Annotated in this window: 26 protein-coding genes and 1 pseudogene; 7 read left to right on the top strand and 20 right to left on the bottom strand. The window is 68.6% G+C overall.

What is annotated here, in order from left to right; all coding sequences use genetic code 11:
* Positions 1-7: 7 nt before the first annotated feature.
* From ACFSXZ_RS39670 to ACFSXZ_RS39680, 3 genes and pseudogenes are all read right to left on the bottom strand, one after another.
* Positions 8-465 (bottom strand): annotated as a pseudogene (locus tag ACFSXZ_RS39670) (SRPBCC family protein).
* Between the two features lie 121 nt (positions 466-586).
* Entirely contained in the window at positions 587-3,439 is a 2,853-nt protein-coding gene (uvrA, locus tag ACFSXZ_RS39675; protein WP_378271548.1) for an excinuclease ABC subunit UvrA, read from the bottom strand.
* Positions 3,440-3,570: 131 nt separating this feature from the next.
* Positions 3,571-4,809: an acyltransferase family protein gene (locus ACFSXZ_RS39680; protein ID WP_378271549.1), complete on the bottom strand. Its 1,239-nt coding sequence runs from the start codon at positions 4,807-4,809 to the stop codon at positions 3,571-3,573.
* 110 nt (positions 4,810-4,919) lie between these two features.
* Between ACFSXZ_RS39680 and ACFSXZ_RS39685 the strand changes: the two genes are divergently transcribed.
* Together ACFSXZ_RS39685 and ACFSXZ_RS39690 are read left to right on the top strand one after the other, a co-directional pair.
* A complete protein-coding gene (locus ACFSXZ_RS39685; protein WP_378271550.1) occupies positions 4,920-5,597 on the top strand; it encodes an MBL fold metallo-hydrolase in 678 nt (225 codons plus the stop codon).
* Complete coding sequence (locus tag ACFSXZ_RS39690; RefSeq protein ID WP_378271552.1) at positions 5,594-5,995, top strand: hypothetical protein; 402 nt, start codon at positions 5,594-5,596, stop codon at positions 5,993-5,995. Before ACFSXZ_RS39685 ends, ACFSXZ_RS39690 begins: the two co-directional genes overlap by 4 nt.
* Positions 5,996-6,135: 140 nt before the next feature.
* On the opposite strand, the gene trxA is transcribed toward ACFSXZ_RS39690, so the two are convergent.
* Together trxA and ACFSXZ_RS39700 are read right to left on the bottom strand one after the other, a co-directional pair.
* Positions 6,136-6,459 (bottom strand): thioredoxin, encoded by a 324-nt coding sequence (gene trxA, locus ACFSXZ_RS39695; RefSeq protein ID WP_378271553.1) that lies wholly within the window; start codon positions 6,457-6,459, stop codon positions 6,136-6,138.
* Positions 6,459-6,845 carry a MerR family transcriptional regulator gene (locus ACFSXZ_RS39700; RefSeq protein WP_378271555.1) on the bottom strand — a complete coding sequence of 129 codons (387 nt, stop codon included), beginning with the start codon at positions 6,843-6,845 and terminating at the stop codon, positions 6,459-6,461. Before ACFSXZ_RS39700 ends, trxA begins: the two co-directional genes overlap by 1 nt.
* A gap of 254 nt (positions 6,846-7,099) precedes the next feature.
* Here ACFSXZ_RS39700 and ACFSXZ_RS39705 point away from each other — a divergent pair, with 254 nt between their 5' ends.
* Positions 7,100-7,729: a DUF5684 domain-containing protein gene (locus ACFSXZ_RS39705; protein WP_378271556.1), complete on the top strand. Its 630-nt coding sequence runs from the start codon at positions 7,100-7,102 to the stop codon at positions 7,727-7,729.
* A 110-nt stretch (positions 7,730-7,839) separates the two neighbouring features.
* On the opposite strand, the gene ACFSXZ_RS39710 is transcribed toward ACFSXZ_RS39705, so the two are convergent.
* The 9 genes from ACFSXZ_RS39710 to ACFSXZ_RS39750 form a co-directional block, all read right to left on the bottom strand.
* A complete protein-coding gene (locus tag ACFSXZ_RS39710) occupies positions 7,840-8,340 on the bottom strand; it encodes a DUF6114 domain-containing protein (RefSeq protein ID WP_378271557.1) in 501 nt (166 codons plus the stop codon).
* Positions 8,337-8,951, bottom strand: a complete 615-nt coding sequence (locus ACFSXZ_RS39715) for a DUF6230 family protein (RefSeq protein WP_378271558.1) — start codon at positions 8,949-8,951, stop codon at positions 8,337-8,339. Before ACFSXZ_RS39715 ends, ACFSXZ_RS39710 begins: the two co-directional genes overlap by 4 nt.
* Positions 8,952-9,273: 322 nt before the next feature.
* Positions 9,274-10,632: an aminomethyl transferase family protein gene (locus ACFSXZ_RS39720; protein WP_378271559.1), complete on the bottom strand. Its 1,359-nt coding sequence runs from the start codon at positions 10,630-10,632 to the stop codon at positions 9,274-9,276.
* Between the two features lie 58 nt (positions 10,633-10,690).
* Positions 10,691-11,200, bottom strand: a complete 510-nt coding sequence (locus tag ACFSXZ_RS39725) for a mycothiol transferase (RefSeq protein WP_378271560.1) — start codon at positions 11,198-11,200, stop codon at positions 10,691-10,693.
* Positions 11,201-11,222: 22 nt separating this feature from the next.
* Positions 11,223-11,969, bottom strand: coding sequence for an ABC transporter permease (locus ACFSXZ_RS39730; RefSeq protein ID WP_378271561.1), 747 nt, complete (start codon positions 11,967-11,969; stop codon positions 11,223-11,225).
* Positions 11,970-12,010: 41 nt separating this feature from the next.
* Positions 12,011-12,463 carry an MmpS family transport accessory protein gene (locus ACFSXZ_RS39735; protein ID WP_378271563.1) on the bottom strand — a complete coding sequence of 151 codons (453 nt, stop codon included), beginning with the start codon at positions 12,461-12,463 and terminating at the stop codon, positions 12,011-12,013.
* A gap of 209 nt (positions 12,464-12,672) precedes the next feature.
* A complete protein-coding gene (locus ACFSXZ_RS39740) occupies positions 12,673-13,428 on the bottom strand; it encodes an MgtC/SapB family protein (protein ID WP_378271848.1) in 756 nt (251 codons plus the stop codon).
* The gene (locus ACFSXZ_RS39745; protein ID WP_378271564.1) at positions 13,428-14,939 is read right to left on the bottom strand and encodes an FGGY-family carbohydrate kinase; all 1,512 of its coding nucleotides are present in this window, start codon (positions 14,937-14,939) and stop codon (positions 13,428-13,430) included. Before ACFSXZ_RS39745 ends, ACFSXZ_RS39740 begins: the two co-directional genes overlap by 1 nt.
* Positions 14,932-16,347 (bottom strand): L-fucose/L-arabinose isomerase family protein, encoded by a 1,416-nt coding sequence (locus ACFSXZ_RS39750; RefSeq protein ID WP_378271566.1) that lies wholly within the window; start codon positions 16,345-16,347, stop codon positions 14,932-14,934. The genes ACFSXZ_RS39745 and ACFSXZ_RS39750 overlap by 8 nt, the downstream gene beginning before the upstream one ends.
* 245 nt (positions 16,348-16,592) lie before the next feature.
* Between ACFSXZ_RS39750 and ACFSXZ_RS39755 the strand changes: the two genes are divergently transcribed.
* Positions 16,593-17,573, top strand: coding sequence for a LacI family DNA-binding transcriptional regulator (locus tag ACFSXZ_RS39755; protein ID WP_378271850.1), 981 nt, complete (start codon positions 16,593-16,595; stop codon positions 17,571-17,573).
* A gap of 4 nt (positions 17,574-17,577) precedes the next feature.
* Here ACFSXZ_RS39755 and ACFSXZ_RS39760 read toward each other — a convergent pair whose 3' ends face one another.
* Genes ACFSXZ_RS39760 through ACFSXZ_RS39770 form a run of 3 tightly spaced genes read right to left on the bottom strand, consistent with a single transcriptional unit; the run spans position 17,578 to position 21,163 of the window.
* Positions 17,578-18,585 carry a substrate-binding domain-containing protein gene (locus tag ACFSXZ_RS39760; RefSeq protein WP_378271567.1) on the bottom strand — a complete coding sequence of 336 codons (1,008 nt, stop codon included), beginning with the start codon at positions 18,583-18,585 and terminating at the stop codon, positions 17,578-17,580.
* 17 nt (positions 18,586-18,602) lie between these two features.
* A complete protein-coding gene (locus ACFSXZ_RS39765) occupies positions 18,603-19,634 on the bottom strand; it encodes an ABC transporter permease (protein ID WP_378271569.1) in 1,032 nt (343 codons plus the stop codon).
* Positions 19,634-21,163, bottom strand: a complete 1,530-nt coding sequence (locus tag ACFSXZ_RS39770; RefSeq protein ID WP_378271852.1) for a sugar ABC transporter ATP-binding protein — start codon at positions 21,161-21,163, stop codon at positions 19,634-19,636. Before ACFSXZ_RS39770 ends, ACFSXZ_RS39765 begins: the two co-directional genes overlap by 1 nt.
* Before the next feature lie 242 nt (positions 21,164-21,405).
* Between ACFSXZ_RS39770 and ACFSXZ_RS39775 the strand changes: the two genes are divergently transcribed.
* Both ACFSXZ_RS39775 and ACFSXZ_RS39780 read left to right on the top strand, forming a co-directional pair.
* Positions 21,406-21,990, top strand: coding sequence for a DNA-binding protein (locus ACFSXZ_RS39775; RefSeq protein ID WP_378271571.1), 585 nt, complete (start codon positions 21,406-21,408; stop codon positions 21,988-21,990).
* Between the two features lie 14 nt (positions 21,991-22,004).
* Positions 22,005-22,763 carry an RES family NAD+ phosphorylase gene (locus ACFSXZ_RS39780; RefSeq protein WP_378271573.1) on the top strand — a complete coding sequence of 253 codons (759 nt, stop codon included), beginning with the start codon at positions 22,005-22,007 and terminating at the stop codon, positions 22,761-22,763.
* Between the two features lie 3 nt (positions 22,764-22,766).
* On the opposite strand, the gene ACFSXZ_RS39785 is transcribed toward ACFSXZ_RS39780, so the two are convergent.
* Positions 22,767-23,081 (bottom strand): hypothetical protein, encoded by a 315-nt coding sequence (locus tag ACFSXZ_RS39785; protein WP_378271574.1) that lies wholly within the window; start codon positions 23,079-23,081, stop codon positions 22,767-22,769.
* 137 nt (positions 23,082-23,218) lie between these two features.
* On the opposite strand from ACFSXZ_RS39785, the gene ACFSXZ_RS39790 reads away from it, so the two are divergent.
* Positions 23,219-23,368: a hypothetical protein gene (locus ACFSXZ_RS39790; RefSeq protein ID WP_378271575.1), complete on the top strand. Its 150-nt coding sequence runs from the start codon at positions 23,219-23,221 to the stop codon at positions 23,366-23,368.
* A gap of 15 nt (positions 23,369-23,383) precedes the next feature.
* Here the strand turns inward: ACFSXZ_RS39790 and ACFSXZ_RS39795 are convergent, their stop codons facing one another.
* Positions 23,384-23,806, bottom strand: coding sequence for a hypothetical protein (locus ACFSXZ_RS39795; protein ID WP_378271576.1), 423 nt, complete (start codon positions 23,804-23,806; stop codon positions 23,384-23,386).
* Positions 23,807-24,187: 381 nt separating this feature from the next.
* A complete protein-coding gene (locus ACFSXZ_RS39800) occupies positions 24,188-26,119 on the bottom strand; it encodes a S9 family peptidase (RefSeq protein WP_378271578.1) in 1,932 nt (643 codons plus the stop codon).

A 26,119-nucleotide genomic window follows, 5' to 3' on the forward strand; every position in this document is an offset into this window, starting at 1 on the left:
GGCGCGGTCAGGCTCGGGTGCCGGGCCGGGTGAGGAAGTGCCGGAGGCCCGAGTGGCCCCGCCGCATCATCAGCGCGTGGTTCGCGCGGAACATCGGGCGTGCCATCGGGGCCAGGTGACGCAGCAACGGTTCCGCGCCATCACGTGCTGGATGATGTCCAGCCTCGTCCCGGCGGCCTGGCCGATCACCAGCGCCGCCAGCGATCCCTCCAGGTCCCCGGTGAGCTCGACCCGCAACCGGCCGGCAGGCGCGTCCTGTTCGGCCCGCCGCATCCGCAGCACCAGCCGGTACGGCAGGGTGGCCCGGCAGACCAGTTCGGCCGTGTCGTCGTCCACCCGGCTGACCGAACGGACATCGGGCCACCACCGCGGATAGCCGGCCAGGTCGACCACCGCGTCGAACACCGATGGCGGGGGCGCGGCGATGAACCAGGTGTCCCGGAACCGATAGGTGTTGATGCCCACACGCGCAGTATGCCGCCGACGCCGGGTCCACAGCCTGCTAGCGGCGAGGACGTCCCGGATCCGGAAGCGGCAGAGCCCCGCTTTGGCCTTCCTCGCACGTGGCGCGCCCGGGGCCGGGGAGCTAGAGCACGGTCTTCAGGAACTGCCCGGTGTAGCTTTCTTCGACCGTCACGAGATGCTCCGGTGTCCCCTCGGCGACGACCGTCCCGCCGCCGGACCCGCCCTCGGGGCCCATGTCGACGATCCAGTCGGAGGTCTTGATGACATCCAGGTTGTGCTCGATGACGATCACCGTGTTGCCCTTGTCCACCAGCCCGTTGATCACCCCGAGCAGCTTGCGGATGTCCTCGAAGTGCAGGCCCGTGGTCGGCTCGTCGAGCACGTAGACGGTCTTTCCGGTGGAGCGCTTCTGCAGTTCGCTCGCGAGCTTGACGCGCTGCGCCTCACCGCCGGACAGCGTCGGCGCCGGCTGCCCGAGCCGCACGTAGCCCAGCCCCACGTCCACGAGGGTCTGCAGGTGACGGTGGATCGCCTTGATCGGTTCGAAGAACGCCGCGGCCTCCTCGATCGGCATGTCGAGGACCTCGGAGACGGTCTTGCCCTTGTAGTGCACCTCCAGCGTCTCCCGGTTGTACCGCGCGCCCTTGCAGACTTCGCAGGGGACATAGACGTCCGGGAGGAAGTTCATCTCGATCTTGATCGTGCCGTCGCCGGCACAGGCCTCGCAGCGGCCGCCCTTGACGTTGAACGAGAACCGGCCGGGCTGGTAGCCCCGCACCTTCGCCTCGGTGGTCGCCGCGAACAGCTTGCGCACGTGGTCCCACACGCCGGTGTAGGTGGCCGGGTTGGACCGCGGGGTGCGCCCGATCGGCGACTGGTCGACCCGGACCAGCTTGTCCACCAGGTCGAGCCCGCGCACCCGGGTGTGCCTGCCGGGCACCTGCCGCGCGCCGTTCAGCTTGTTCGCGAGCACCGTCGCGAGGATGTCGTTGACCAGCGTCGACTTGCCCGAGCCGGAAACCCCGGTCACCGAGACGAGGCAGCCGAGCGGGAAGGAGACGTCCATTCCGCGCAGGTTGTGTTCCCGGGCGCCGACCACGGTGAGCCGTCGCTTGCGGTCGACCGGGCGGCGGATCGACGGCACCGGGATACTGACCCGGCCCGACAGGTACTCACCGGTGAGCGAACCCTTGGCGCGCAACAGTTTCCTGAATGGTCCACTGTGGACGATGTGGCCGCCGTGCTCGCCCGCGCCCGGGCCGATGTCGACCACCCAGTCACTCGACCGGATGGTGTCCTCGTCGTGCTCGACCACGATCAGCGTGTTGCCCAGGTCGCGCAGCCGGGTCAGCGTCTCGATCAGGCGGTGGTTGTCGCGCTGGTGCAGGCCGATGGAGGGCTCGTCGAGGACGTAGAGGACGCCCACCAGGCCGGAGCCGATCTGGGTGGCGAGGCGGATGCGCTGTGCCTCACCGCCGGAGAGCGTGGCCGAAGCGCGGTCGAGCGAGAGGTAGTTGAGCCCGACGTCGAGCAGGAAGCGCAGCCGGGCCTGGATTTCCTTGAGCACCGCACCGGCGATCATCTTCTCGCGCGGGCCGAGCTTGAGGCCGTTGAGGAAGTCCGAGGACTCCTCGATGGACAGCGAGCACACCTCGGCTATCGACCGCTCACCGTACTCGCTGTGTTCGAGGGTGACCGCGAGGATCTCCGGCTTGAGCCTGCTGCCCTGGCACGCGGGGCACGGAACCTCGCGCATGTAGCCCTCGTAGCGCTCCCGCATGTACTCGGACTCGGTCTGTTCCTGGCGGCGCTCCAGGAACGGGATCACGCCCTCGAAGTTGGCGTAGTAGGAACGCTGGCGGCCATACCGGTTGCGGTAGCGCACGTGGACCTGTTCGTCGACGCCGTGCAGGATCGCCTTCTGCGCCTTGGCGGGCAGGCTCCGCCACGGAACGTCCATGCGGAAGCCGATGGTCTCCGACAGCGACTCGAGCAGGCGGAGGAAGTAGTCGGCGCTCTGACCGCCCGCCCAGGGCGCGATGGCACCCTCGGCGAGGGAAAGCTCGTCGTCCGGCACCACCAGCTCCGGGTCGACCTCCTTGCGGACGCCGATACCGGTGCATTCCGGGCAGGCCCCGTACGGCGAGTTGAAGGAGAACGACCGCGGTTCCAGGTCCTCGATGGTCAGCGGGTGCCCGTTGGGACAGGCCAGGTTCTCCGAGAAACCACGGGTGCGGTGCGGGTCGTGCTCGGGCAGGTCGACGAATTCCAGCTCGACCAGGCCGTCGGCGAGCCGCAGCGCGGTCTCCACCGAGTCGGTCAGCCGCTGCTTGGAGGCGGGCTTGACGGTCAGCCGGTCGACCACGACGCCGATGTCGTGCTTCTCCTGTTTCTTCAGCTTCGGCGGATCGGTGAGCTGGTGGACGTGCCCGTCGACGCGCGCCCGCGAGTAACCCTGTTGCTGAAGATTCGCGAACAGGTCCAGGTACTCGCCCTTGCGTCCGCGCACGATCGGCGCGAGGACCTGGAATCGCGTGCCCGGCTCCATTTCGAGCACCTGGTCGACGATCTGCTGCGGGGTCTGCTTGCTGATCAACTCACCGCATTGCGGGCAGTGCGCCTTGCCCGCGCGGGCGTAGAGCAGGCGGAGGTAGTCGTAGACCTCGGTGATGGTGCCCACGGTGGACCGCGGATTGCGGGAGGTGGACTTCTGGTCGATGGACACTGCGGGCGAAAGCCCCTCGATGAAGTCCACGTCCGGCTTGTCCATCTGCCCCAGGAACTGCCGCGCGTAGGCCGACAGCGACTCGACGTACCGGCGCTGCCCCTCGGCGAAGATCGTGTCGAAAGCCAGGCTGGACTTCCCGGACCCGGACAGTCCGGTGAAGACGATCAAACTGTCGCGCGGCAGGTCGAGATCGACGCCACGCAGATTGTGCTCGCGGGCGCCACGAACAACGAGGCGATCAGCCACGCCAAAGTCCCTTCACTGGTTCTCTCTGCCACCGATGTCATCACCCGACGCGGGCCCGCGGTGACCCACCGCGGGCTTGTCCCGACGTCTCCCATAACACCCGGACCGGAAACAACCGGCCGCGTTCAATGCTAGGACGGGCCACCGACAGAAACCGGACCCGGACCCTTCGGCGACGGGATGAAGTCGTCCTGGGGCGCTCGCGGAGCCGGTGGAGAGGGCGGCCGGCGGCTGAGACGGCGGTACGCGGGACGCTCCACGGCCATCGTGAGCGACCAGCCGAGGCCGATCGATGCCGCGAGCACCAGAGGTAGCCGGACCCAGCCGCCCAACCCGGCTTCGACCAGGGCTTTTGCCAAAAGATAACCGAGTTCCTGGTGCAGGAGGTACACGCCGTAGGAGATGCCGGCCAGCCAGGTGATGGCCGGTGCGAGGGGCCGCAGGAAGGTCCAGTCGGGTCCCTTCGCCGCCGCGCAGATTGTGACCAGCATCACAGCGAACCCGATCACCGACGGCAGGCGCGCGGGATCGCCGGGTACCTCGACATGGTCGGGATAGAGGTGCTGATCCTGGGCGAAGACGGTGGCCGCGAGGACCAGGACGAGACGCCGGCCGCTCATCCGGTCGCGGGACCACAGCCAGATGGCGATACCGGCGCCGAAAGCGTGCATGCGGTGCAGACCCAGGCCGTTGATCACGGCGTACGCCCACGGCGACGGATTGTGCGCGCCGATGATCCAGAACCGGAGCACCAGCGGGCCGGCGATCATCGCCCACGCCATCGCCTCACCCCGGCGGCCGCCGCGCAACCGCGGGCCACCCGCGAAGACGAGCGCGGCGCAGGAGAAGACCATGAGCTGCACCGGAAGTGTCCAGTACGAACCGTCGAGCCAGATGAAGCCGTTGTGCCAGCCCTGGATCATGAACACGTTGACCAGCAGGTCCCAGCCCACGGGGACGTACCAGGTCGAGACCCAGGCCTGGCCGTCGGCGGTGGGCCCGAACAGCAGATTCCACCAGCCTCCGCCGAAGTCCTGGCCGTTGAACGCGGCGCTCGCCAGCCGCATCACCAGGTACGTGACCACCACGGCGACCAGATACGCCGGCAGGAGTCGGGCGATCTTGCCCCTCAACCACCGCCTGAGGTCGCCACGCCGGATCGTCTGGCAGATGAAGAAACCGGAGACCACCATCAAGGCCGCGGCGCCGTACTGCGCTGTCACCTCGACCGGATAACCGCCGAGTTCCCCGTGCGAGAGCGGGCCCTGATGGGTGATGTGGCCGAGCACCACGGAAAGCACGGCGATCACCCGTACGGCGTCCCAACTGATGCGCCGGGACCTGCACGCGGGAACGGCGAAGCTGGGCACTGTCTTCCTGCAAGATCGAACCGGCGATTGCCGACCGAGGCTACGACACGGCACCTGGACCGGGGTGAACGGGTGGAACGGCTCGGAACGGACCGGCTACCGTGTGGCAGGTGAACGTCGTAGACCACTACACCGGACACGTCGAGCCAGGCGGCGACGCGGCGCGGCGCACCCTCGAGGCACTGACCATCACCAAGCTGTCGGTCGGGCCGATGGACAACAACGCCTATCTACTGGTGTGCCGGGCCCGCAACGAGGCGCTGCTCATCGACGCGGCGGCCGAACCGGAGCGGATCTCCGACCTCATCGGTCACGGCCCCGACCGCCCCGCGCTGCGCACCGTGGTCACCACCCACCAGCACGGCGACCATTGGCAGGCCCTTGGCGCCGTCGCCGGCGCGAACGGCGCCAACACCGCCGCCCATCCCCTGGACGCGGGGCCCCTGCCGGTGCCGCCGGACTTCCTCGTGGAGCAGGGCGACACGCTGGCCGTCGGCGACTGCACCCTCGAAGTGATCCACCTCCGAGGCCACACACCGGGTTCGATCGCCCTGCTCTACCGCGACCCTTCGGGGCCGCCGCACCTGTTCACCGGCGACTCGCTGTTTCCCGGCGGTCCTGGGCGGACAACAAATCCCGAGGACTTCACCAGCCTGATGGACGACCTGGAGACGAGGGTGTTCGGCGAACTGCCGGACGACACGTGGTTCTACCCCGGGCACGGGGACGATTCCACCCTCGGCGCAGAGCGGTCCAAGCTCGGTGAATGGAGGGCCCGCGGCTGGTGAGCACGCGTGTCGCGGACAACCACCGTGTGACCATCAACGAGCACGTCGCCACGGTCTCGCCGACAGGCCGCATCGTCCTGGCGGATGACACTGACTACGACACGCCGTCAGACGCGGCGAGAGCGGTCGCCAACATCCAGGTCAACGGCTGGATCGCTGGGAAAACCGACACGAACCGTTCCCTTGCCTCCCTGCGGAACGAACTCCGGGACATCACGACAGACGTCACCGAATCGAAGGCGACGTCAGGTTTCTCAAGGGAAGCCGGAGAGCGGGTTCGCGCCGGCGACACGGTTTCGATCACAGTTCGCGAACTGTTGCGCCGCTGGAATGCGCGCACTCGCGGAAATCGGATAACCGCGAACACGGTCGCCATGCTCCGCAATTTCTGCGGGTGATTCGACTGAACATACCGGGTTGCTGGACGGCCTGGAGGCCAGGTGTTCGGCGGACTGCCCGACGACACTTGGGGTGTCCGGGCCACGGCGACGACACCACGCTGGGTGCCGAACGGCCGAAAGCTCGCGGGTTCTTTCGCCTAGATCCCCCGGAGCGCGTCGTCCAACTCGGCGAGCAACCGCGCCTTCGGCCGCGCGCCGATGAACGCGCGCACCGGCTTGCCGTCCCGGAACAGCATCAGCGTCGGCAATGACATGACCTGGTAGTCCCGCATGGACACCGGGTTCTCGTCGGTGTTGATCTTGCGGACGGCCAGCGTGCCCGCGCGCTCGGCCGCGATCTCGTCGAGCACCGGGGCGATCATGTGACAGGGCGGGCACCACTGTGCCCAGAAGTCCACCAGCACGGGTTTGTCTTGGCGCAGGACTTCCTGCTCGAAGCTCTCGTCGGTGACAGTCCGCATCAGGGCTCCTCCGTCGTCAGTTCGCAGCGGGGTTTGCGGACCAGCGCCGCGGTCAGTTTGGCCGCGAGATTCGCGCGGACGTCGCCCAGCTTGGCCAGACAGGCATCCACTTCGGCGAGTTTGCGCTGGTAGACCTCGATCGAATCGGCGCAGGAGTCCCCGGACTCGTGGCCGGAGCGCAGGCATTCGACGAACGGCCTCGTGTCATCAAGACTGAACCCGACCGCCTGGAGCGTCAGGATCTCGTTGACCAGCCGGAAATCCTCTTCACCGTAGTCGCGGTAACCGTTGGCCGCGCGCGGCGCCTTGAGCAGTCCCTGGGACTCGTAGAACCGCAGCGCCCGGGTGGTGGTCCCGGTACGCCGGGCGAGCTCACCGATTCGCATGATGCCGACGATAAACGTTGACCTTCGCGTCAAGGCAAACCTGCCTGGCCACCGAGCCGCCCGAAGGTCCAGTCGTAGCTGGGCCAAATCGAGCGACGGCCCCGACTCCGCCGGCGACCGCGCCGTCCTGCCGCGCACGTGATCACGCGGTCGCCGTCCGGAGTGGAAGCTTACGATTCGTGCATGATCGCCGAAATCAGCGCCACCGACGGCTAGCCTTGCCCCGTCGTTGAGGTGGACGGAAGGACGCGGACGTGAACCAGCAGTACCAGTACGGGGCGAGCACCACGATCAGCCCCGGTGCACTGATCGTGGTGCTCCTGGTATCACTCGCCGTTTCCGTGTTCCTGATCGCCACGATGTGGCGCGTCTTCACCAAGGCGGGTCAGCCCGGCTGGGCGGCGATCGTGCCGTTCTACAACACGGTCGTGCTGCTCCGCGTCGTGGGCAGGCCGTGGTGGTGGCTGTTGCTGATGTTCATCCCGTTCGTCAACATCGTGCTGCTGTTCATCGTCTACGTCGACCTGGCGAAGTCGTTCGGCAAGGGGACCGGGTTCGGGGTGCTCACGGTCTTCTTCCCCTACATCTGCCTCCCGATCCTCGCCTTCGGCGACGCGCGTTACGTCGGTCCCGCCGGAAGTGGCGGCCAGCCCCAGTACCCTGGCCAGCCGCCGTACCCCGGCCAGCAGCAGTACCCGCCCCAGCAGTACCCGGGTGGTCCGTACCAGCAGCAATACCCGGGTCAGCAGTACGGCGGTCAGCAGCAATATCCGCCGCAGGGCCAGCAATACCCGGGACAGCGGCCTGGCGGGTACCCCTACGGCACTCCGCAGCAGTACCCAGGGCAGCAGTACCCCGGACAGCAGTACCCGCCGCAGCAATAGCCTTCAGGGCTGGGCGCCGCCCGGGTCTGTGAGTCCAATGAGGACAATGACCGCGGGGAATCACTGCCGAACGCGGGCTGACAAAAGCGAGGAAGACGGCGGAATGCTCCTCAGTCCTCCTCTAGCGTGCCCGTTGTCACGCCGGCCGCGACGGGAGTTTCAGCGGGACGCGCGGTCTGATCGGTCCACGCCAGGCACAAGGCCCCACCGACGAGTCCGAGCACGGTGCCGATCAGGAACCCACCGAGGTTGGCCGTGATCAGTGCGACCAACGACAGCAGTATCGCGGCGGCACCCGCGAAAACCCGCATGCTCGACCGGACGCACACCACGACGGCGCAGACGAGGAGAAGGCTGCCCAGCACCAGCGCGGAGAGCCCGCCCAGGGTGCTGATCGACACCACCACGTCACGGAACCGGAAGGTCATGTACGGGGGCAGAAGGATCACCAGCCCGGCCAGGGCCAGCAGCACCGCGGACGCGACGGGACGACCATGCCGCCAGCGCCGGAACGCCCGCCATCCGGAGGCCATCGCCGACCCGCAGCGCACGAGTCCCCGGCGGGAGCCGGAAACCACCGTGCGCGCCATGCCGTTTCGCAAGGCGATCATTGGTCGTCGAAACAGTCGTGCCGGCCGGGGAGCACCACCGTGGTCGAGCGCTCCAGATGGAGCGTTTCCGCGGTGGAGGCCCACGCGACCTGGCGGAGGTTCTTCACGATGACTTCATCCGCCTGGGTACCGGAGGCTCCCCGCGCTCCCCTGACCCCCCGCGGGCCCTCCGTCACCGTGCTGGCGTCGATGTTGGTTTCGATGTCCTTGTAGGTGATGTCGCCACGGATGACCTGCGCGTCGGTCACCAGGTCCTCGGCGGACACGTCCGGCGAAGTGATGCGCAGGGTGACCGGGCCGATGAACGGCGCGGGCATCACGACGGACTGGCAGAACTCGTCGAGGTGGGCGTGCCGGAAGGCGTTCACCACCACGGGGTGCAGCGTGCCGTCCACCTCGCGGTCGATCGTGCCGAATGCCACGAAACCGTTGCCCCGCAACAGGTCGGCGCTGATCTTCAAAGGCACGCCGGCCACCGCGAAGGACACGGCGAGCGCGTCCTGTGCCACCGCGACCATCAATCCCACCGCACCGAAAAAACCGGCGGTGAACACCGCGAGAAAGCGGCGCCATCTGATCCTGCCAACCGGCCTTTCCGGCGCGTCAGCCACGACTGGTCTCCCTTCCCTGATCGCTCTTTTCGCCGATTGTGACTGACACAACAGGGGCGCCGGCGTCCTCGACGCGAAATCACCCGGTCGCGGCCCGTCCGCACCGCGCCATGACTCGATCGAGCACACCTGTTCGGTATGGGAGACCAGCCCACCGCGGAGGGCAAGTCCCTTTTCCGGCTATACCCGGCTTCGCCGCGCCGCCGAGGGCGGCTTTGCCCGCCTCGAATGGTCGGTGTCGACCGTAACGACAGCGTGGAGAGGAAATCCCGGGCTTGTAGTTCCGGGCGGTATTCCGGCCTACCGGACCGTCACGGTGCGATCAGGACCGGCGGTAGGAGTCGCGAATTTCCCGCACATAGGGAACGGGCGCGACCGTCGCACGGATCTCGACTTGGCGGTGACGCTCGACGGCCGGCTTGGTGGAATTGGGGTTCTCGCCCCACAGGACCGTCACTTCGGTGCCGGGCTCACTGGCCGCCAAGTCGACCGTGGCCAGCGAGACGACCGCCTGCTCGGTGGCGAGGTAACCCATGTCGAGGGACATGCCCACCGGTGTTCCCGCGCGCGTCACCGTGTCGACCTGGAAGAACGCATAACGGGCCTTCGGCAGTTCGATGTACTTGGCCGGGACCCCGGGCTCGAACAGCGAGCGCATCGCCGCCGCGACGTCGTCCGGGTTCCACACCAGCGTCACCTTCTTGCGACGCGGGTGTTCCGCGATCCGCCTCAGCGCCGCGCGGCCGAGAAAGTCGTGGTCGAACCTGACCACATGGCCGTAACCGAGATCGTAGGGCGTGACGAAGTAGTCGGTGATGTCCGGGGACTCCAGGCTGCCGCCGAGCGAGCCGATCGCCTCCGCGGGCAGCCACTCGCGATATTCCATCAGCTCGGGACCGAAGATCGCGGGCAGTACGGTGGGAATCCAGCCCGATTCCAGATTCGCCGTCGAATACGCTTTCGAACCCGCGCGCACGAGGCCGAAATCCGGTCCGGCGTCCAGGATCGCGTCCAGCACTTCCGCGCCCTCGGCCCAGGGGCCGAACAGTTCGAAGCCCGGCTGCCCCGCCATGCCGTGCCGCAACGCCCGCACCCGGCGACCCGCGATGGCGAACTCGGTCATGGTGAAGAACCTGACGCCGGGCAGTGGAGCGCCGGTCACCTTTTCCAACAGGGGCAACGCCGTCGGCCCCTGGAGTTCGTACCGGTAGAGCTTCGGCGGGCCCGACGGGCGGTCGTAGGAGTTCTCGTCCACATCGACCGTCACGTCGTAGCCGCCGGCTTCCGCGTTGTAGCGCAACCAGTTCCCGACCGTGGGATGACCCACGACGTCGTACAACTCGTCGTCGAGACGAAAAACGATCGCGTCCCCGATGAACGAGCCGTCGGCGTTGACCGCGACGTACTGCTTCGCCTTGCCGGGGCCGAAATTCCCGAAAGTGTTGACGCCGAAGTCGCTCAGCAGTTTCAGCGCGTCCCCGCCACCGAAGTGCACATCGGTCATGTGGTGCGACTGGTCGAAAAGGACACACGTCCTCCGCCAAGCCTGCTGCTCCGAACGCCAGTTCGTGAATTCGGGAGCGACCGGGAAGGTGTGCGGGCGGGCCGTCGAATTCCGCAGCAGGTCCACCGCGGAGCCCACCCGCCGGATCGCGTCCTCCAGGCTTTCGGAACCGACCACAGCGCACCCCTTCCCGGCCGGACGATCCGGCGTCAATCCCTCCACAGTGGACCGGTTTTCAGCGGCGCTGGAGGATTCCCCGTACGAAGGCGGCCTGGCCGGCGTGCTCGAGATCGTCGTCGAGCACGCTGATCACCCGGACGCCCAGCGACACCGGCGGGTCCCACGACTCGTCCACGATCCGGTCGAGGTCGGTTTCCTTGAGATCCCCCAGCCACGCGACGGTCTGGGCGTGCACGGCGTCGTGGTAGTCCGTCAGCAGTTTGGCCGAGCCGACCCGCACCGCGGCCACATCCTCCACGCTGTGGCCGTACCCGGTGTCGGCGGGTTCGAGCGGTAGCGCGAACTTCTCGTACCAGCCTTGCGAAAGCCAGACCTGTTCGGTGCCCTGGAGTTCGGCGAAGTGGTCGTCCTGGACGCGGGTGAGGTGCCAGATCAGCCACGCGATCGAATTGGCTTCCGGCGCCAGGCGTTCCGCGAGCTGGCCGGCGTTCAGGCTACGGACCGTACCGTGTACCGATTCCCGGACCCGGCCGAACCCATCGATCAGTAGATCGGCGAAATTCATACCTCGATGGTAAGCCGGGTTTTCAGGATCGCACGACAAGACCGGCGGCCACCAGCTCCACCGCCACCAGTACCGCGACGGACTCCGCGGCCAGCAGGCCGATCAGCACGAGCACCTGCGTGACGCCGGCCTGGACCGGGCTGGCCCCGCCGAGCAGCACGCCGACGTAGGCACCCGGCAGCGTCACCAGACCGACGGTGCGGGTCTGGTCGAGCGCCGGAATCAGCGCCTGTCCCGCGGACGGCCGGCAGATCTCCAGTGCGGCGGCGCGCCGGGAAAAGCCGAGCGCCAGCGCGGCCTCGTACTCACCGTGACGCAGGCGCAGATCGTCGAGCGCCCGGCGTGCGGCCTGCGAGGTCGCGGTCATCGCGCCACCGATGACGATCCCCGCGATCGGCACCACGACGACCGGCTTGGCCGTAGTCACCCCGGTGCCGAACACCAGCGCGAGGACCGGGACGACACCCGCGCCGATCGCACCCGCGACTCCGCCGGCGCGACGCACCGGCACGCCGATCCGCCGAGCCGACGTGAAGGCGGCGATGCCGAACATGGCCAGCACGAACAAACCGGTCCACCAGTACGAAGCGAGGACCACCGTGATCACGACCGACACGGCGGCGAGCTGTGCCCCGGCCCGCACAGCGGCGATCACGACCTCACGGCCGCGACCCAGTTCGCCCAAACCGACGACCACCGCGCCGAGCGCCACCAGCACGGCCAGGACGAGCCCCAGCATGGGGCCGATCACGATCGCGGCGTTGGCCATGGAGGGAATCGTGCCAGCCGGGAAGCCTCAGCGCCCTGGTGTCACGTGAGGGTCTTGGAGCAGCGCACGACACCGTGCGGTGAAGTCACCGTCCGCTCGCTCTGCACGACGTCGTCGACCAGGACGCGGCACTTCAACGTGCCCGCGCCGGTGTCCTGCGCGGAGATGCTGTAGTACTGGGCGCTGCCTGCCGGCGCCTTGCGCTCCAGCGTGGCCGACCACGGCGCCGCCGCCTGCGACACCTGGGTGATGGCGGCCCCTTCGGTGACGTAGGTGATGTTGAGCGCGGTGCCACCGCTGAGCTCGTACCGCACCGTGTGCGTGACCAGTGTTTCGGGGACCGGACTGACCCCGGTGGTGGTGGGCCCACCGGCGAGTGTTCCGCGCGACCGGGCGCCCGGTGTGGGGTTGGCCAGGGCCGAGACCAGCCCGACCGCGACGATGACGGCCAGCCCAGCGATGATCACGACCGGGCCGGAACGAGGCCTCCGCACCTTCCGAGCGGGGCCTACCGAGGGACCAGCACCCATGGCAGGTTGTCTCTCTCGCCTCACCGCACTCCCGCCGAGCGCGTTGACTCGTTTTCGCGAAGGGACGGTAAATCGTTACCCAATGCGAACCCAAGGGGGACCATTTCACCCATTTGGGGGTGAATCGCCTGCCGGCGTTTGCACCTTTCGGCCAGCGACCGCGGGCCCCGGGGTCACGCGTCGAGTTCGCCCAGATCCTCGTCGCCGGTCTCGACCGACATCACCCCGGCCTGGTCCGCGAGCGCCGTCAGCAGTTCGGTGACCTGGCGTGGACCGACCAGGCGCAGCCGCAGGTCGATCAGGCCGGGGACCCGCACCAGGGTGGCGCGGTGGTCTTCGTCCGCGATCCCGTCGGGGGGACGGCGCTCGGTGACGGCGTGCTCGACCGCGTAACCCTGCCGGGTGGCAAGCTCCAGGATGGCCCGGAGAACGCCCTCACCGTCGCGGTACACGACTCGCACCACGGTGTTGGCCGGGCGCGAGCGAGTCACCAGCCGGAGCAGCGGCGGATAACCGTAGACGACCAGGAAGTGCGCCCCCGTCACCACGAGCGCGAGCAGCGGCAACCCGGCGGCGCACGCGCACCCCACGGCCACGCTCATCCAGACCACGGCCGCGGTGGTCAGGCCACGCACCACATCGCGCCGGACGAAGATCAGCCCGCCGCCGATGAAGCCCACGCCGGACACGATCTGTGCCGCCACCCGCGAAGGGTCCAGCACGACCAGGTCCTTGGTCAGGACGTCGGTGAAGCCGTACTTGCTCACCAGCAGGAACAGCGCGGCCCCGACGCCGACCAGGGTATGCGTGCGGAGACCGGCGCTCTTCTGCCGCAGTTCCCGTTCCAGCCCGATCAGGGAACAGAGCACCAAAGCCAGCAGCAGTTCCCCCACCTGCGTCCAGCCCTGCCCCGCCGGCTCTCCCCAGATCACCGGGGCTCCGCGGCGGCATCGGCGGCCTTCTGCCGGCCGGCCAGGAAGTGCGCGATGTCCGCGGTGGCGGGATAGAGCTCCCGATAGCGGCGGTAGAACTCGTCATAGACCGCCGAACGGCCGGCGTCGGGGCGCACGATCGTGGCGACCGGGTTCCACACGGACACGTCGGGCTCGCCTCCGGTCGCGACCGCGGCGAGCACCGCATCGCCGAAGGCGGCGCCGATCGTCTCGGCGGGCACCTGCTGCTCGGCGCCGGTCACGTCCGTGACGATGCGCGTCCACAAGCCGCCCTGGGTGCCCCCGCCGACCGCGACCAACCGGGTGGCCTTGCCGCCGGAGGCGTGCATGACCTCCAAGTTGTGTCTCACGCCGTAAGCAGTACCCTCCAGCGCCGCGCGGTACACGTCGCCGAGGCCATGACTGGTGGTCAGCCCGGCGATGACGCCTCGCGCGTCAGGATCGAACACCGGCGTGCGCTCGCCCGCGAAATACGGCAGCAGCAACAGTCCGCGGCTGCCCGGAGGGACTTCCGCGGCCTTGGCGGTGAGGTCCGCGAAGTCGCCGCCGGTGAGTCTGCGCAGCCAGTCGGTGATCGCACCGGAGGTGGCCATTCCGGCGGCGAGCGAGTACGTGCCCGGAAACGCGCCCTTGGTCGTCCACAGACCGGTGTGCGGCCGGGGATCGGCGAGCACCTGGATCAGGAACATCGTGGTGCCGTACATGATCATCGTGTCGCCGGGCTCGCTGACGCCGACGCTGGCGGCCTCGGCCCAGGCGTCCACCGTGCCGGCGGTGACCGGAAGTCCTTGCGGCAGCCCGGTTTCTTTCGCGGCGGCGGCGGACACCGTGCCCGCCACCTCCGTCGGCCAGAGCAGCCGCGGCAGTTCGATGCCCGGCGCCACCACGGCCGCCCAGTCTTCGGCCCAGGTACCGGCGCGCAGGTCGTACATGGGATCGCACTGGCTCGCCGAGTGATGGTCCAGCACGTACTCACCGGTCAGCCGGTGCACCAGATAGGAACTGGCCATCAGGAACAGGCTCGCGCGCTCGAACACCTCGGGTTCGTGCCGGGCGAGCCACCGCCACTTCGGCCCGACCGCCTGCGAGGACAGCGCCGTCCCCGCACGCTCCACAATGGACTCTTCACCCAGTTCCGCGGTGAGTTCCCCGATCTCCCGCGCGGCGCGGGTGTCCACGCCGTAGAGAATCGCCGGGCGGAGAGGCCGCCCCGAGGCGTCGGCGGGCAGCAGGACCGGGCCGATGCCGCTCACCGCGAGGGCGGCGAGCCCGCGTTCCCCGGCGGCGCCGGTGAGTTCGCGGACGATCGCCAGGAAGTCCTGCCACCACACCGTTTCCGCGTCGTGTTCGACCCAGCCCGGATGCGGGTAGGACGTCTCGTGCGAGCGCGAGGCGCGGGCGACGATCTCACCGCGGGACGTGACCAGGACCCCCTTCGCGCTCGACGTCCCGATGTCGACCCCGAGGAACAGCCCGTCCTCAGGCACGAGTCCACTCGTCCAGTCGCACGCCGAGAAGCTCGGCCACCGCGCGCATCTCCGGCCGCCGGTCGCCGGGCACGGCGTGAATGTGGTTCGCGCCGAAGGTGCTCAGGAAGGTCGGGCCGTCGACGTCGAGCCGGGCGAAGGCATGCGGCCACTCCGGGGTCGACTGCCGGATCAGTTCGTCGTTGGTGGCGTCGTCGTAGTTCTCGAACTCGCCGAGCATGAGCTGGAGCCGGTATTCCCCGGCCTGCCGGGTCAGCCTGCCGAGCGTCATCGTGCCGGGCGCGGCGATGTGCTGCACGGAAGCCCCGCCCGCGGGAAAGAAGAACACCTCGGGATAGAAGTTGACCTTGGCGAGGTTCTCGACCGGGTCGTCGCTGCGCGCGGCGTACCAGGTCGCGTGCTGACCGGAGTTGCACAGGTCCCAGATGTCTCGGTCGGCGTGGTAGTGCCGCACATCGGCGAAGAGCACCGGATCACCGGAGACCCGGTGGAACAACTGCATCGTCAGCGCGCCGTCCATGTCGGCCTCGGTGGCGGTGACGTGGACGTCCTTGGGACCGTTCCAGTCGTAGGGATCGTTGAGGAACGCCTCGGTCACGTCCATCGTGGCGAAGTGCTCGGTGAGCTCCGGCTGCCCCTTGATGCCGGAGAAGTCCAGGTTCCGCTCCGCGATGATGTCCCGGATCGCCAGGTAGGACCGGATCTGCCGTTCCAGCAGTTCCGGCGTGAGTTTCTTGCCGTCGTAGTGCACGCCCGCGGCATGCGTCTCGATCCACCGGCGGGCCTTCGCCGCCTCACCGGCATCCGCCCGTTCCGCGCGCAGAACCAGTTCGTACTGGTCGATCTCCTCGACGTCGATGCCGAACTGGCGCATCCACTGGTCGGTGTTGGCGACGGCGGTGTTCATGCCCATGGGACGACCGCCGAACCGGCCGAAGGTGGACCCGCGCAGCGACGCCACGGCCGCCGCGGCCCGGCTCCGCACCCCCACCGCTTCGGCCAGCGAAGCGTCGTCCGGCGCGCCCCACAGGCGCGTGTGCACGCGGCCGATCTGGTCGAGCGCGCCGCCCGCCGCGAGCATGCCGACCAGTCCGGGCTCGGTCGGATCCGTGCTGGCCACCAGGATCAGCGGGCTGGTGGTGGCGTCCGCGGCGAGCATGGTGAAGTGCGGGAAGCTCCACACCGCGTAGTAGAAGATCGTCACGTCCACGCCCGCGGCGGCCACCTCCCGAGCCACCGCGGACGCGGCCGCGTTGGTGGCCACCAGATCACGGCCTGCCACCACCTCGTGCCCGGCAGCACACAGTGACCGCACGAGCGCGTCCTGTTTGGACTGAATGAACGCCGCGTTACGAGCGTGCACGTGGTCGCGCCCGTCCGAAATGCTGATCACACCGATACGCGCCACAGCGATCCCTCCACGGCTCGGTAATCGATTACCGAGACGCTATTCTGCACTGTGTGCGCTGTCAATCGGTGTCTACGACGTGACAACCGAACAGAGCACTCGCCGACCCCTGGCGACGGTTCTCGACCACCCTCCCGCTGCGGAGGGTTATCGTGACATCGGCGCGCCCACCGAAACGCGAGCTCACGGGCCGGGCCGCCGCCAGTCACGTGAGCGAGCGGCACCCACGACCATGGGAGGACCACGTGGCGACCATCAACGACGTGGCCCGGCGGGCGGGCGTCTCCACCGCGACCGTGTCCAGGGCGCTGAACGGAAAGTCCACTGTGGACCCCGCGCTGGTGCTGCGGGTCCGGGCGGCCGCCGACGAGCTCGGCTATCACCCCAACGGCCTCGCCCGCAACCTGCGGCGACAGGAGACCGCGGTACTCGCCCTGATCATCGCCGACGTGGAGAACCCGTTCTTCACCTCCATCGCGCGCGGTGTCGAGGATGTCGCGCAGGCACAGGGATATTCCGTGGTGCTGTGCAACTCCGACGAGAGCGCGGACAAGGAGCGCCGCTACATCGACGTGGCGCTCCAGGAACGCGTCGCGGGCGTGATCCTCTCCCCCACCGGCGCGACCTCCAACGTCGAACGGCTGCGGCAGCGCGGCACCCCCGTCGTCGCGGTGGACCGGCCGCTCCCCGAAGGGGACCAGGTTCTGGTCGACACGCGCCTCGCCGCGCGTGAGGCCACCGAGCACCTCGTCGCCGCGGGGTACCGCCGGATCGGTTGTGTGACGGGGCCCGCCGGGGTGCGCACGGCGGACGACCGCCTCGCCGGCTACCGGGACGCGATACGCGCCGCGAAAAGGCCGGAGTTGGCCCGCCACGCCGAATATCGCGCCGCCGGCGGCCGCGAGGCGACCCTCGAACTGCTCGCCGAACGGGAGCCGCCCGACGCGCTGCTGATCGCGAACAGCGCGATGGCGATCGGCACCCTGGAGGCCCTGACGGAGGCGAACCTCCGGCTCGGCCGCGACGTCGGGGTGGTCGCGTTCGACGACGTCCCCTGGGCGACGCTGATCGACCCGCCACTGACCGTGGTCGCGCAACCCGCCTACGAAATCGGCAAGCAGGCCGCGAAACTGTTGCTGGGCCGGATCGGCGCGAGCACCTCGGCACCCCGCACCACCATGCTCGCGGCCCGGCTCATCGAGCGCGGGAGCACCGTCCGCGAGTAAGCCCTCAGCCCCGGTTCAGCTCGTCGTAGACCTGTGCCGCGTTGTCCTTGGTGACGAGCTTGGTGGACAGCGTCTGCGTCTTCGGCACGCTCTGGCAGTCGATCAGCAGTTTCTTGGCCGCGTCGACCGCCTCCTTGCCACCGGTGGGGTAGACGAACGTGGCCGAGATCCGTCCCGCCTGCACCGCCTTGATCCCACCGGCTTCGATGGGCAGCCCGTCGATCCCGGTGATCGGCAGATTCGGCTTGCCCGCGTTGGTCGCGGCGATCCGCGCGCCCTCGGCCATCGGGTCGTTCTGCGAGTAGATCGCCTGGATGTCCGGGTTCGCCTTGAGGATCGCGTCCGCCTGCTGCTCTCCCTTGTCCTGCAACCAGTCGCCGTCCTGGGCGGCGACGATCTGGATGTTGTGGCCCGCGATGCCCTGGTCGAACCCGTCGGCGCGTTCCTTCGCCGGGGTGGACCCGGCCAGCCCGCGCAGCTCGGCGATCTTCCCGCCCTGGGGCAGCAGCACGTTCGCGAAGTACTGCCCGGCCTGGCGGCCGATGTCGACGTTGTCCGCGCCGATGAACTCGGTGTAGGCGTCACCGTCGACCTTGCGGTCGAGTACCAGGACCGGGATTCCCTTCTGGTAGGCCTGTTTGACGATCGCGGTCAGCGGTGTGGCCTCGTTCGGGCTGATGATCAGCAGGTCGATCTGCTGGGTGATGAACGTGCTCACCTGCTCGACCTGTTTGGAGTTGTCCTGGGCCGCGTCGGCGAAGGTCACGGTGAACTGGGGGACCGCGCCGGCCGCCTTGGAGATGTCGTCGTTCATCCGCTTGCGGTAGGGCTCGGCCACGTTGGCCTGGCTCATGCCGATGACGTACTTGCCGCCCGGCCCCTTGCACTTCGAGGCACCCTGCTGCCCGGCCCCGGCCGTGCCCGAGTTCTCGTGCGTGGTGCCGCACGCGGTCGCGGCGACGAGCACCGCGCACGCCCCGGCCACCAGGACCATCCTCGATCGCATTCCCATAGCTGCCCCTTTCCTGCTCACGAAACCGATGCCGGGCGGAGTTGCTGCAATCCCGCGGCCAGGACGATGACCAGGCCGATGATCAGCAGTTGGACGTTCGAGTCGATGTTGCGCAGCGCGAGGATGTTGCGCAGCACGCCGACCAGCAGCGCCCCGGCGACCGTGCCCGCCACCGAACCGCGTCCGCCGGTCAGGCTCGTGCCACCGATCACCACCGCGGCGATCGCGTCGAGTTCGTAGCCGGTGCCGTCGTTGGGCCCGCCGAAGTTCAGCTGCCCGGCGTGCACGATCCCGGCCAGCGCGGCGAGCAGCCCGCAGATGCCGAAGACGAGGATCTTCACGCGGGTCACCGGGACACCGGACAACCGCGCGGCCTTTTCGTTGCCGCCGATGGCGTAGACGTGCCGGGAAAACGCGCTCACCCGCAGGAGTACCACGGCGAGCGCGGCCACCACGATGAAGATCAGGGCGGGAATCGGCACCAGCCCGTCGAAGGTGCGCTCCCCGAGCAGCGAGAACACCACGGGCGCCTGGCCCGGCTGGTCACCATAGGTGATGGCGACCGCCTGACCGCCGGACCAGATGCGAGCCAGCCCCCTCGCGATCTGCATTCCGGCGAGCGTCACGATGAACGCCTGGATGCCGAACGTGCCGATCGCGACCCCTTGCAACAGGCCGAAAGCCAGTCCGATGGCGAGTACGGCCAGCACCGCGGGCACCACGCCGAGGCCCTTGTTCACCAGCAACGACGCCGAGCCGACACTGGCCAGGCCGAGCACCGAACCGACCGAGAGGTCGATTCCGCCGATCAGGATCACCAGCGTCATGCCCACCGCGAGGATGCCGATCTCCGAGATGGAGCGCACCACGTTGAACAGGTTGCCGGAATTGAGGAACAGCAGTTCGCCGCCCCGGTGGGGCGAATACAGCACGGCGGCGACGAACACCACCGCGAGCCCGAACAGGCTCTGGAACTTGAACAGGGCGGGCAGGAACTCCCGCCGCCGCGTCTCTTCGACCGCGACGGTTTCCTCGGTTTTCACGCTCATCAGGCACCTCCCACGGCCAGGTCCTTGGCCGCCCCTTCACCCATCGAAGCCGCCAGCAGGTCGGCTTCGGAGACTTGACCGGTGTCGAGTTCGCGCACGCTTCGCCCGTCACGGAGCACCACCACCCGGTGGCAGACGCCGACCAGTTCGGCGGGTTCGGACGACGCGAGCAGCACCGCGAGCCCACGTTCGGCGGCCTCGCCGAGCAGGCGGTAGATCTCGGCCTTCGCCCCCACGTCGACTCCACGGGTCGGCTCGTCGAGCAGCAGCAGGCGCGGTTCGGTGAGCAGATTGCGCCCCAGCACCAGCTTTTGCTGGTTGCCCCCGGACAGCGAACCCGCCGGGGCGGCGAGCGACGCGAGCTTCACTTCCAGCCGCTCGGTCATTTCACGGGCCGCGCTCCGCTCGCGCCGCCGGGAGACCAGTCCCAGCCGTGCCACCCTGTCCACAATGGACAAGACCGTGTTCGCCAGCACGGAGTGGTCGAGCGCGAGCCCGGCGACGCGACGGTCTTCGGGCACGAACGCGATGCCCAGCCGCAGGGCACCCCGAGGACTGGCCGGCCTGATCTCGCTGCCGTGCAACAGGATCCGGCCGTCCCAACCGCCCTTCGCGCCGACGCCGTAGAGGGTCTCCAGCAACTCCGTGCGTCCCGCGCCGAGCAGTCCGGCCAGTCCGACGATCTCCCCTTCGGCCACGCTCAACGTGACCCCGGCCGGGTCACGGCGCCCGGGACGGGACCGGTGGACGGCAAGGTTCTCCACCCGTAACAACTCCGTGTCGCGGGATCGCACGCCGTCGGCGGCCCGGAAGAGCAGGTGCACCGGCCTGCCGACCATCGCCTCGGAGGCCTGCTCCGCCGTCATCGACCGAGCGTCGAACTCGGCGACGACCCGGCCGTTGCGCAACACGGTCGCGCGGTCGGCGACCCGCCCGATTTCCTCCATGCGGTGCGAAATGTAGACGATTCCCGCCCCTTCGCGCCGCAGCTCGGCGATCACCGTGAACAGGCGCTCGACCTCGTGCGCGGACAACGCCGACGTCGGCTCGTCCATGATCAGGACGCGCGCGTCGAGAGACAGGGCTTTGACGATGGTGACGAGTTGCTGCTCACCGGTCCGCAGTTGCTCGACCGGGCGACGCGGATCGATCCTCACCCCGGTGCGTTCGAGCAGCTTCTCGGTTTCGGCCACCATACGGCGGCGATCGACGGTGCCGAGGCGTGTTCTCGGCTCACGGCCGAGAAAAACGTTCTCCGCCACCGAAAGCGCGGGCACCAGGTCGAGCTCCTGGTGAATCATCGCGATCCCGGCGCGCTGAGCATCGGCGGGCCCGGCGAAACGCACCGGTCCACCGCCGATCCTGATCTCGCCGCGGTAACCGCCGACCTCGCCGGAGAGCACCTTCATCAGGGTCGACTTGCCCGCGCCGTTCTCCCCGAGCAGCGCGTGCACTTCTCCCGCCCGCACGGTGAAGGCGACATCGTCGACGGCGCGCACCCCGCCGAAGGACTTGCCGATACCCGTCATCTCGGCCAGGGGCGTGGCGGCCGGGTCGGTCAAGACGTTCCCGCGAGCACGTCCGGCCCGCTCTGCGATCGCGGACTCGATTCCCGCGACACGGTCGCTGGTGACAGCACGTTCGTCCTCACCCCTCACCCTGGCGAGAAATCGATTACCGGGCGAAGTTAGAGTGGCCCGCGCCACGTGTCAACCCTTGACGGTCGGATGTCCTTCCGCACGAAGGCGCACGCACGCGCTAGCCTGTGCGTATGACCACCAGGCTGGAAGGAGTGCTCACCAGGGCCGGGATCCGCGTGAGCGCCGCAGACTTCCTCGTCATGATCGAGGAAGCGGCGCGCAAACTGTCACCGCAGAATCCCGATCCGTCACACTACTTCTCGCCCCGGCAACGGGCCGCGCTCACGGACGTGGGATTGGATCTATCACCCCGTACGGGCGAGGAATCCGACACACGCGCGAGGACGGTGGCCGCGCAGACCGTGCTGGCCGAGTCCGCGCTGACCGCCGCGGAGGCGGCCCGGACGCTCGGCATCGATCCCAGCCGGGTGCGGCACAAACTCGCCGCGGGACGGTTGAGCGGCTGGAAGGACCAGAACGGCTGGCGGCTCCCGGCGTGGCAGTTCACCGGTGACGGCGCCTTGCCCGGACTGGCCGTCGTGCTCGCGTCCGTTCCGGCGGACCAGCCCCCGTTGGTGGTGGCGTCCTTCATGACCACCCGGCAAGACGACCTGCTGCTCGACGACCGCCCCGCCACGCCACGGCAGTGGCTGCTGGCCGGCGGACCCCCGGAGCCGGTGGCGGCACTCGCCGCCACGCTGGGCACCCCGTTCTGAGCGGAATCCGCGACTTGGCACGACTCCCTCCGCCGCCGGCGCACGCCGTGCTCACCCGCGCGCTGCGGCGCAGCCGGGACATCGTCACGGTGGATCCGGCGAGAAGCCTGGTGAGGATCTTCACCGCCTACGGCAACCATCCCCAGCAGTGGAACACCTTCCGGTACACCGGCCCGCTGCCGCACGGCCGTTTCGACCCGCACCCGCCCGGTACTGTGCCGTTCGTTACCAACCCGACCACAGCCACGGCGGAAACGGGTCCGTACAAGCAGATCGGCGGCGGTCCGTCTCCGCCTGCTTTTGGTCGGATTGGTAACGGCGGCGCGGCGACCACTGACGAGAACAGCGGGGTGCTGTACTTCGGGCTGTCCGTGCGCACGAGTGTGGCCGAGGTGTTCCAGGCAACCTCCATTGTGGACAGGAAGACGCGTGGGCCACGCCTGGTCGTGGTGCGCCCGGCCCGGTCGCTGCGGTTGCTCGATCTGACCGGCTCGTGGCCGACGCGAGCCGGTGCGTCACAGGCGATCTCGACCGGCCCGAAGAAGCTCACGCAGGCCTGGGCCCGCGCGATCCACGCCGCGTTCCCGGCACTGGACGGCCTGTGGTATCGGTCCTCAATGGACGGTGGCGGGCACGCCGTGTGCCTGTGGGACCCACCCGCCGGGACGGCCCTGCCGCTGGCGCCCGACGTGTTGCTGCCCCTCGATCACCCAGGCCTCGACGTCCCGCTGGGGCGTGTCTGCGAAGAACTCGGCTACATCCTGCTGAACTGATGGCTATTCGGTTCTGAGGGCCGTGGCGGTGCGGGTGGCCGCCGCCCGGCCCGCCGGCAGCAGGGCCGCCAGGCTCGCGATGACCAGACCGCCAAGACCCAGCGCGACAAGGTGTCCAGGACCATAGACATCGAGGTCGGCGGGTGGCGGTTCCGTGCCCGCGGCGTGAACCAGCAGGACGTAATCGTGCGCCGCCACGCCGAGCGGGACCCCGAGCACACCGGCGACCAGGCCGGGCCCCGCGAGACGTGCACCGTGTCCCCTCGTTCCCGCCGGTTTCCAGGGCACGAACGGTAAGCCCGCACGAGGCACGGGCACGTCGGCCACCGGATGCAAAGGCGCTACCGCATCGGGATGACGAGACCACGCGTCATCCTCGAGATGTACGCGAAAAGCGGAGACGCGTCATGATCCGGCCGGATTCATCCCCGCCCGCGTATCGCCACACTGGACCGGTGAACATCGCAGCCACCGCGGACCGCGCCTGGCGGGCCTTGACGCACAGGTCGTTCCAGCCGCAGCGGCCGTCCCTCCGCATGTGGATCTTCGACATCGTCGTCGCGATCCTGCTGACCGGTCTGGTGCTGTGGTCCTTTTCCGGATGACGATGATGGACAGGTTCAATGATGCATGATCCGGTTCCGGAACAGCAGCATGGTATGCAGGTCGTCGTGCAGCGCACGAAGCGGTCCCCGATAGCACGGGAACGCTTTTCGCGGAATCGGAACCCAGAGAAGTCTATGGTAGGTACCGCTTGTCAACGAAACCCAGAACCCGAGCGAAAGTTCGGCCACAATATCATCGGCCGCATGTGTACGCCGCCGAGCGTTCACCTTGCTGCGCGCGCCGGCGACTATACGTTGCTCATTTCCGCGCAATGGTACGGACTCCCACCAGTCAGTCCTACCGATATGATGAGACAACTGCCGGTGAATCGCATTACGCAAGGCCACTTCGAGACAGTGCAGCGGCGTGTAGAACGCGGCAGAGACGCCGACGTTCCACCAGTACAACGCGATCGCTGCCGCCAGATCACCATCCACCCTGAGCAGGGAGGCTGCGAACCGCGGTAGTGACAGGACGTCACGGATCCAACTCGGGTGCACGCCCATATCGTGTGACCTCACATTCCCCTCAGAGCAGCATCTGGACGTGCTACCATCGACCAGTACGCCCCGGGTCGCCCCTGCATCAGCACGCCGCCCGGGGCATCGCTTTATCTATCTCCGGCACGCCCCCACTTCCGACGAGGTGATCGAGCCGACGCGTCCAAGCCTAAAGGGAAACCCGCCTGCGGCGTCCATAAAAAAGTGGACCAACGGACCATTCGTGGAAGAATTTTCGCCGAATCGGAGCTCTCCGGTTCCGGCGTTCGTGGCCAGGTGGTGGAGCCCGCCCCGGTGAACCGCCCGCGCGGTCACCGGTCACAGATGGCGGTTCCACCAGTCGAGGACGGCTTCGAACCGTTGAATACGGTGCCGTGGCTTGCCGGATCGGCTCAGTTCGTGTCCTTCGCCGGGGAAGAGGAGGAATTCCACCGGTGTCCCGTTCTTCTTGAGCGCGACGAACATACGCTGCGCCTGTTCCAGCGGGCAGCGCCAGTCCTGCTCGGAATGCACGACGGCGAACGGGATCGTGATGGAGCCGGCGTGGGTGAGCGGGCTCCGCTCCAGCTGTGTTTCGAGATCCGAGCCGATGTAGGCGTCCACGAAGGTCCACCCGATGTCCGAAGTGCCCGCCAGCGAGTCCCAGGCGTTCACGGCTCGCTCGCTCCACGCGGCGCGGAACCGCTCGCCGTGATGACTGGCCAGCCAGCTCGTCATGAACCCGCCGTAGGAGCCGCCCATCACGCCGACCCGGGACGAGTCGAGCCCGGGGCGGGCGAGCGCGGAATCCAGCAGTGCCAGCACATCGTCGGCATCGACCGTGCCGAAGCCACGCACGATGGCGCGGCCGTGCCGCTCGCCGTATCCCGACGAGCCACGCGGATTTCCCATGACCACCGCGTAACCGGCCGAGGCGTACATCTGCACCTCGTCGAACAGTCCCCAGTCGTAGGCCGCGAACGGCCCGCCGTGCACGGCCAGCACCACCGGATGCGGGCCTTCGCCTTCCGGGCGCACCAGCCAGCCGTGCACGGGATATCCGTCGGGCGCGGTCGCGGTCAGTTCCTCGACCGGACGAATTCCTTTTTCCCGCAAGGGTTTCGCGCAGTCGGTCAACACTCGCGCGGCACCGTCGACGAGGAGCACGAGTTCTCCGGGGCTCTCCGGGGTGGCCACGACGGCCGCGATCCGATGGCCGTCCGCGGTGAACGCCCGCACCGCCGCGCGCTCACCCGCCAGCAGCGGGAGATCGTCGAGCGGTGCGGAACCGGCGTTTCGCGGCACGGCCCGCAGTTCGACGCTTCCCCGGTTCTGCACCGCGACGACGACCCTTTCCCCCGCGGGCGCGGGCGGACCCGCCGAAGGAGCGCAGGCCACGGTTTCCACGTCGGTCAGCCGTCGCGCCACGGCCGGTTCGTCGCCGTCCGGCAGCGCGGCCGCCCACAACCCGGCGTTGCGTGCCTCCATACGCGGCCAGGTGAACTCCGTACCGAAATACCAGATCGTCCCGTCGTCGCTCACCACCGGCTTTTCCGCGATGCCCGCACTGCGCACCGTGAGTAGCGGTTCACCGCCGCTCGCGGGAACGGCGTAGATGTCGGTCTCCTCGGTCTCGGCGGCGCCCCAATCCCGCCGGGCCACCACGAGCACACGTTCGCCATCCGGAGTCCACGCCGGATCGGAGACGTCCACCCGGTCGTCGGTGAGCGGCGCGATCTCCCCGGGCTCCCCGGTCACGTCGATCACGAACAACCGTTGCCGCCGGTCGGCAAGAAAACCGATGTCGTCGAGCCGGTAATCGAAGCGGGTGATGCGTCGTGGCGCTTCTTCGCCAGGCTCGGACGTTTCGCCGTCGGTGCCAGGGCTTCCGTACCGGCCCGGCTCCGGCACCCGCGCGGTGAACGCGATCCGCCGTGAATCGGGCGCCCACACCGGAGCACCCGCGCCGAGTGGCAGATCGGTGAGCTTGCGCGCGTCACCGCCGTCGACGGGCATCACGTGGATCTGTGGTTTGTCCTTCTCCCCCGCGCGCAGGAACGCCACCCGGCTTCCGTCCGGTGAGACGGCGGGCGCGCTGTCCCGTTCGCCGTGGGTCCAGCGCCGTGCCGACCCGTCCAGGCTCACCTTCCACAGCGTCGAACGATAGGTGTTGGCGACCGGGTCGGGGCTGGAAAGGCTTACCAGCAACAGGGAACCACGCAGGGCCGGCATTCCGGGAACGGTGAAGGACTCGAGATCCGCAGGGCGCAT

Source organism: Amycolatopsis pigmentata (assembly GCF_042684065.1).
Classification (GTDB): Bacteria; Actinomycetota; Actinomycetes; order Mycobacteriales; family Pseudonocardiaceae; genus Amycolatopsis_E; species Amycolatopsis_E pigmentata.

Coding starts and splice junctions, on each gene's coding strand:
- trxA (WP_378271553.1), bottom strand. CDS start 6,459: ATGCGGACTGTCACCGACGAGAGCTTCGAGCAGGAAGTCCTGCGCCAA.
- ACFSXZ_RS39700 (WP_378271555.1), bottom strand. CDS start 6,845: ATGCGAATCGGTGAGCTCGCCCGGCGTACCGGGACCACCACCCGGGCG.
- ACFSXZ_RS39710 (WP_378271557.1), bottom strand. CDS start 8,340: ATGATCGCCTTGCGAAACGGCATGGCGCGCACGGTGGTTTCCGGCTCC.
- ACFSXZ_RS39725 (WP_378271560.1), bottom strand. CDS start 11,200: ATGAATTTCGCCGATCTACTGATCGATGGGTTCGGCCGGGTCCGGGAA.
- ACFSXZ_RS39730 (WP_378271561.1), bottom strand. CDS start 11,969: ATGGCCAACGCCGCGATCGTGATCGGCCCCATGCTGGGGCTCGTCCTG.
- ACFSXZ_RS39760 (WP_378271567.1), bottom strand. CDS start 18,585: ATGGGAATGCGATCGAGGATGGTCCTGGTGGCCGGGGCGTGCGCGGTG.
- ACFSXZ_RS39765 (WP_378271569.1), bottom strand. CDS start 19,634: ATGAGCGTGAAAACCGAGGAAACCGTCGCGGTCGAAGAGACGCGGCGG.
- ACFSXZ_RS39770 (WP_378271852.1), bottom strand. CDS start 21,163: ATGACGGGTATCGGCAAGTCCTTCGGCGGGGTGCGCGCCGTCGACGAT.
- ACFSXZ_RS39775 (WP_378271571.1), top strand. CDS start 21,406: ATGACCACCAGGCTGGAAGGAGTGCTCACCAGGGCCGGGATCCGCGTG.
- ACFSXZ_RS39800 (WP_378271578.1), bottom strand. CDS start 26,119: ATGCGCCCTGCGGATCTCGAGTCCTTCACCGTTCCCGGAATGCCGGCC.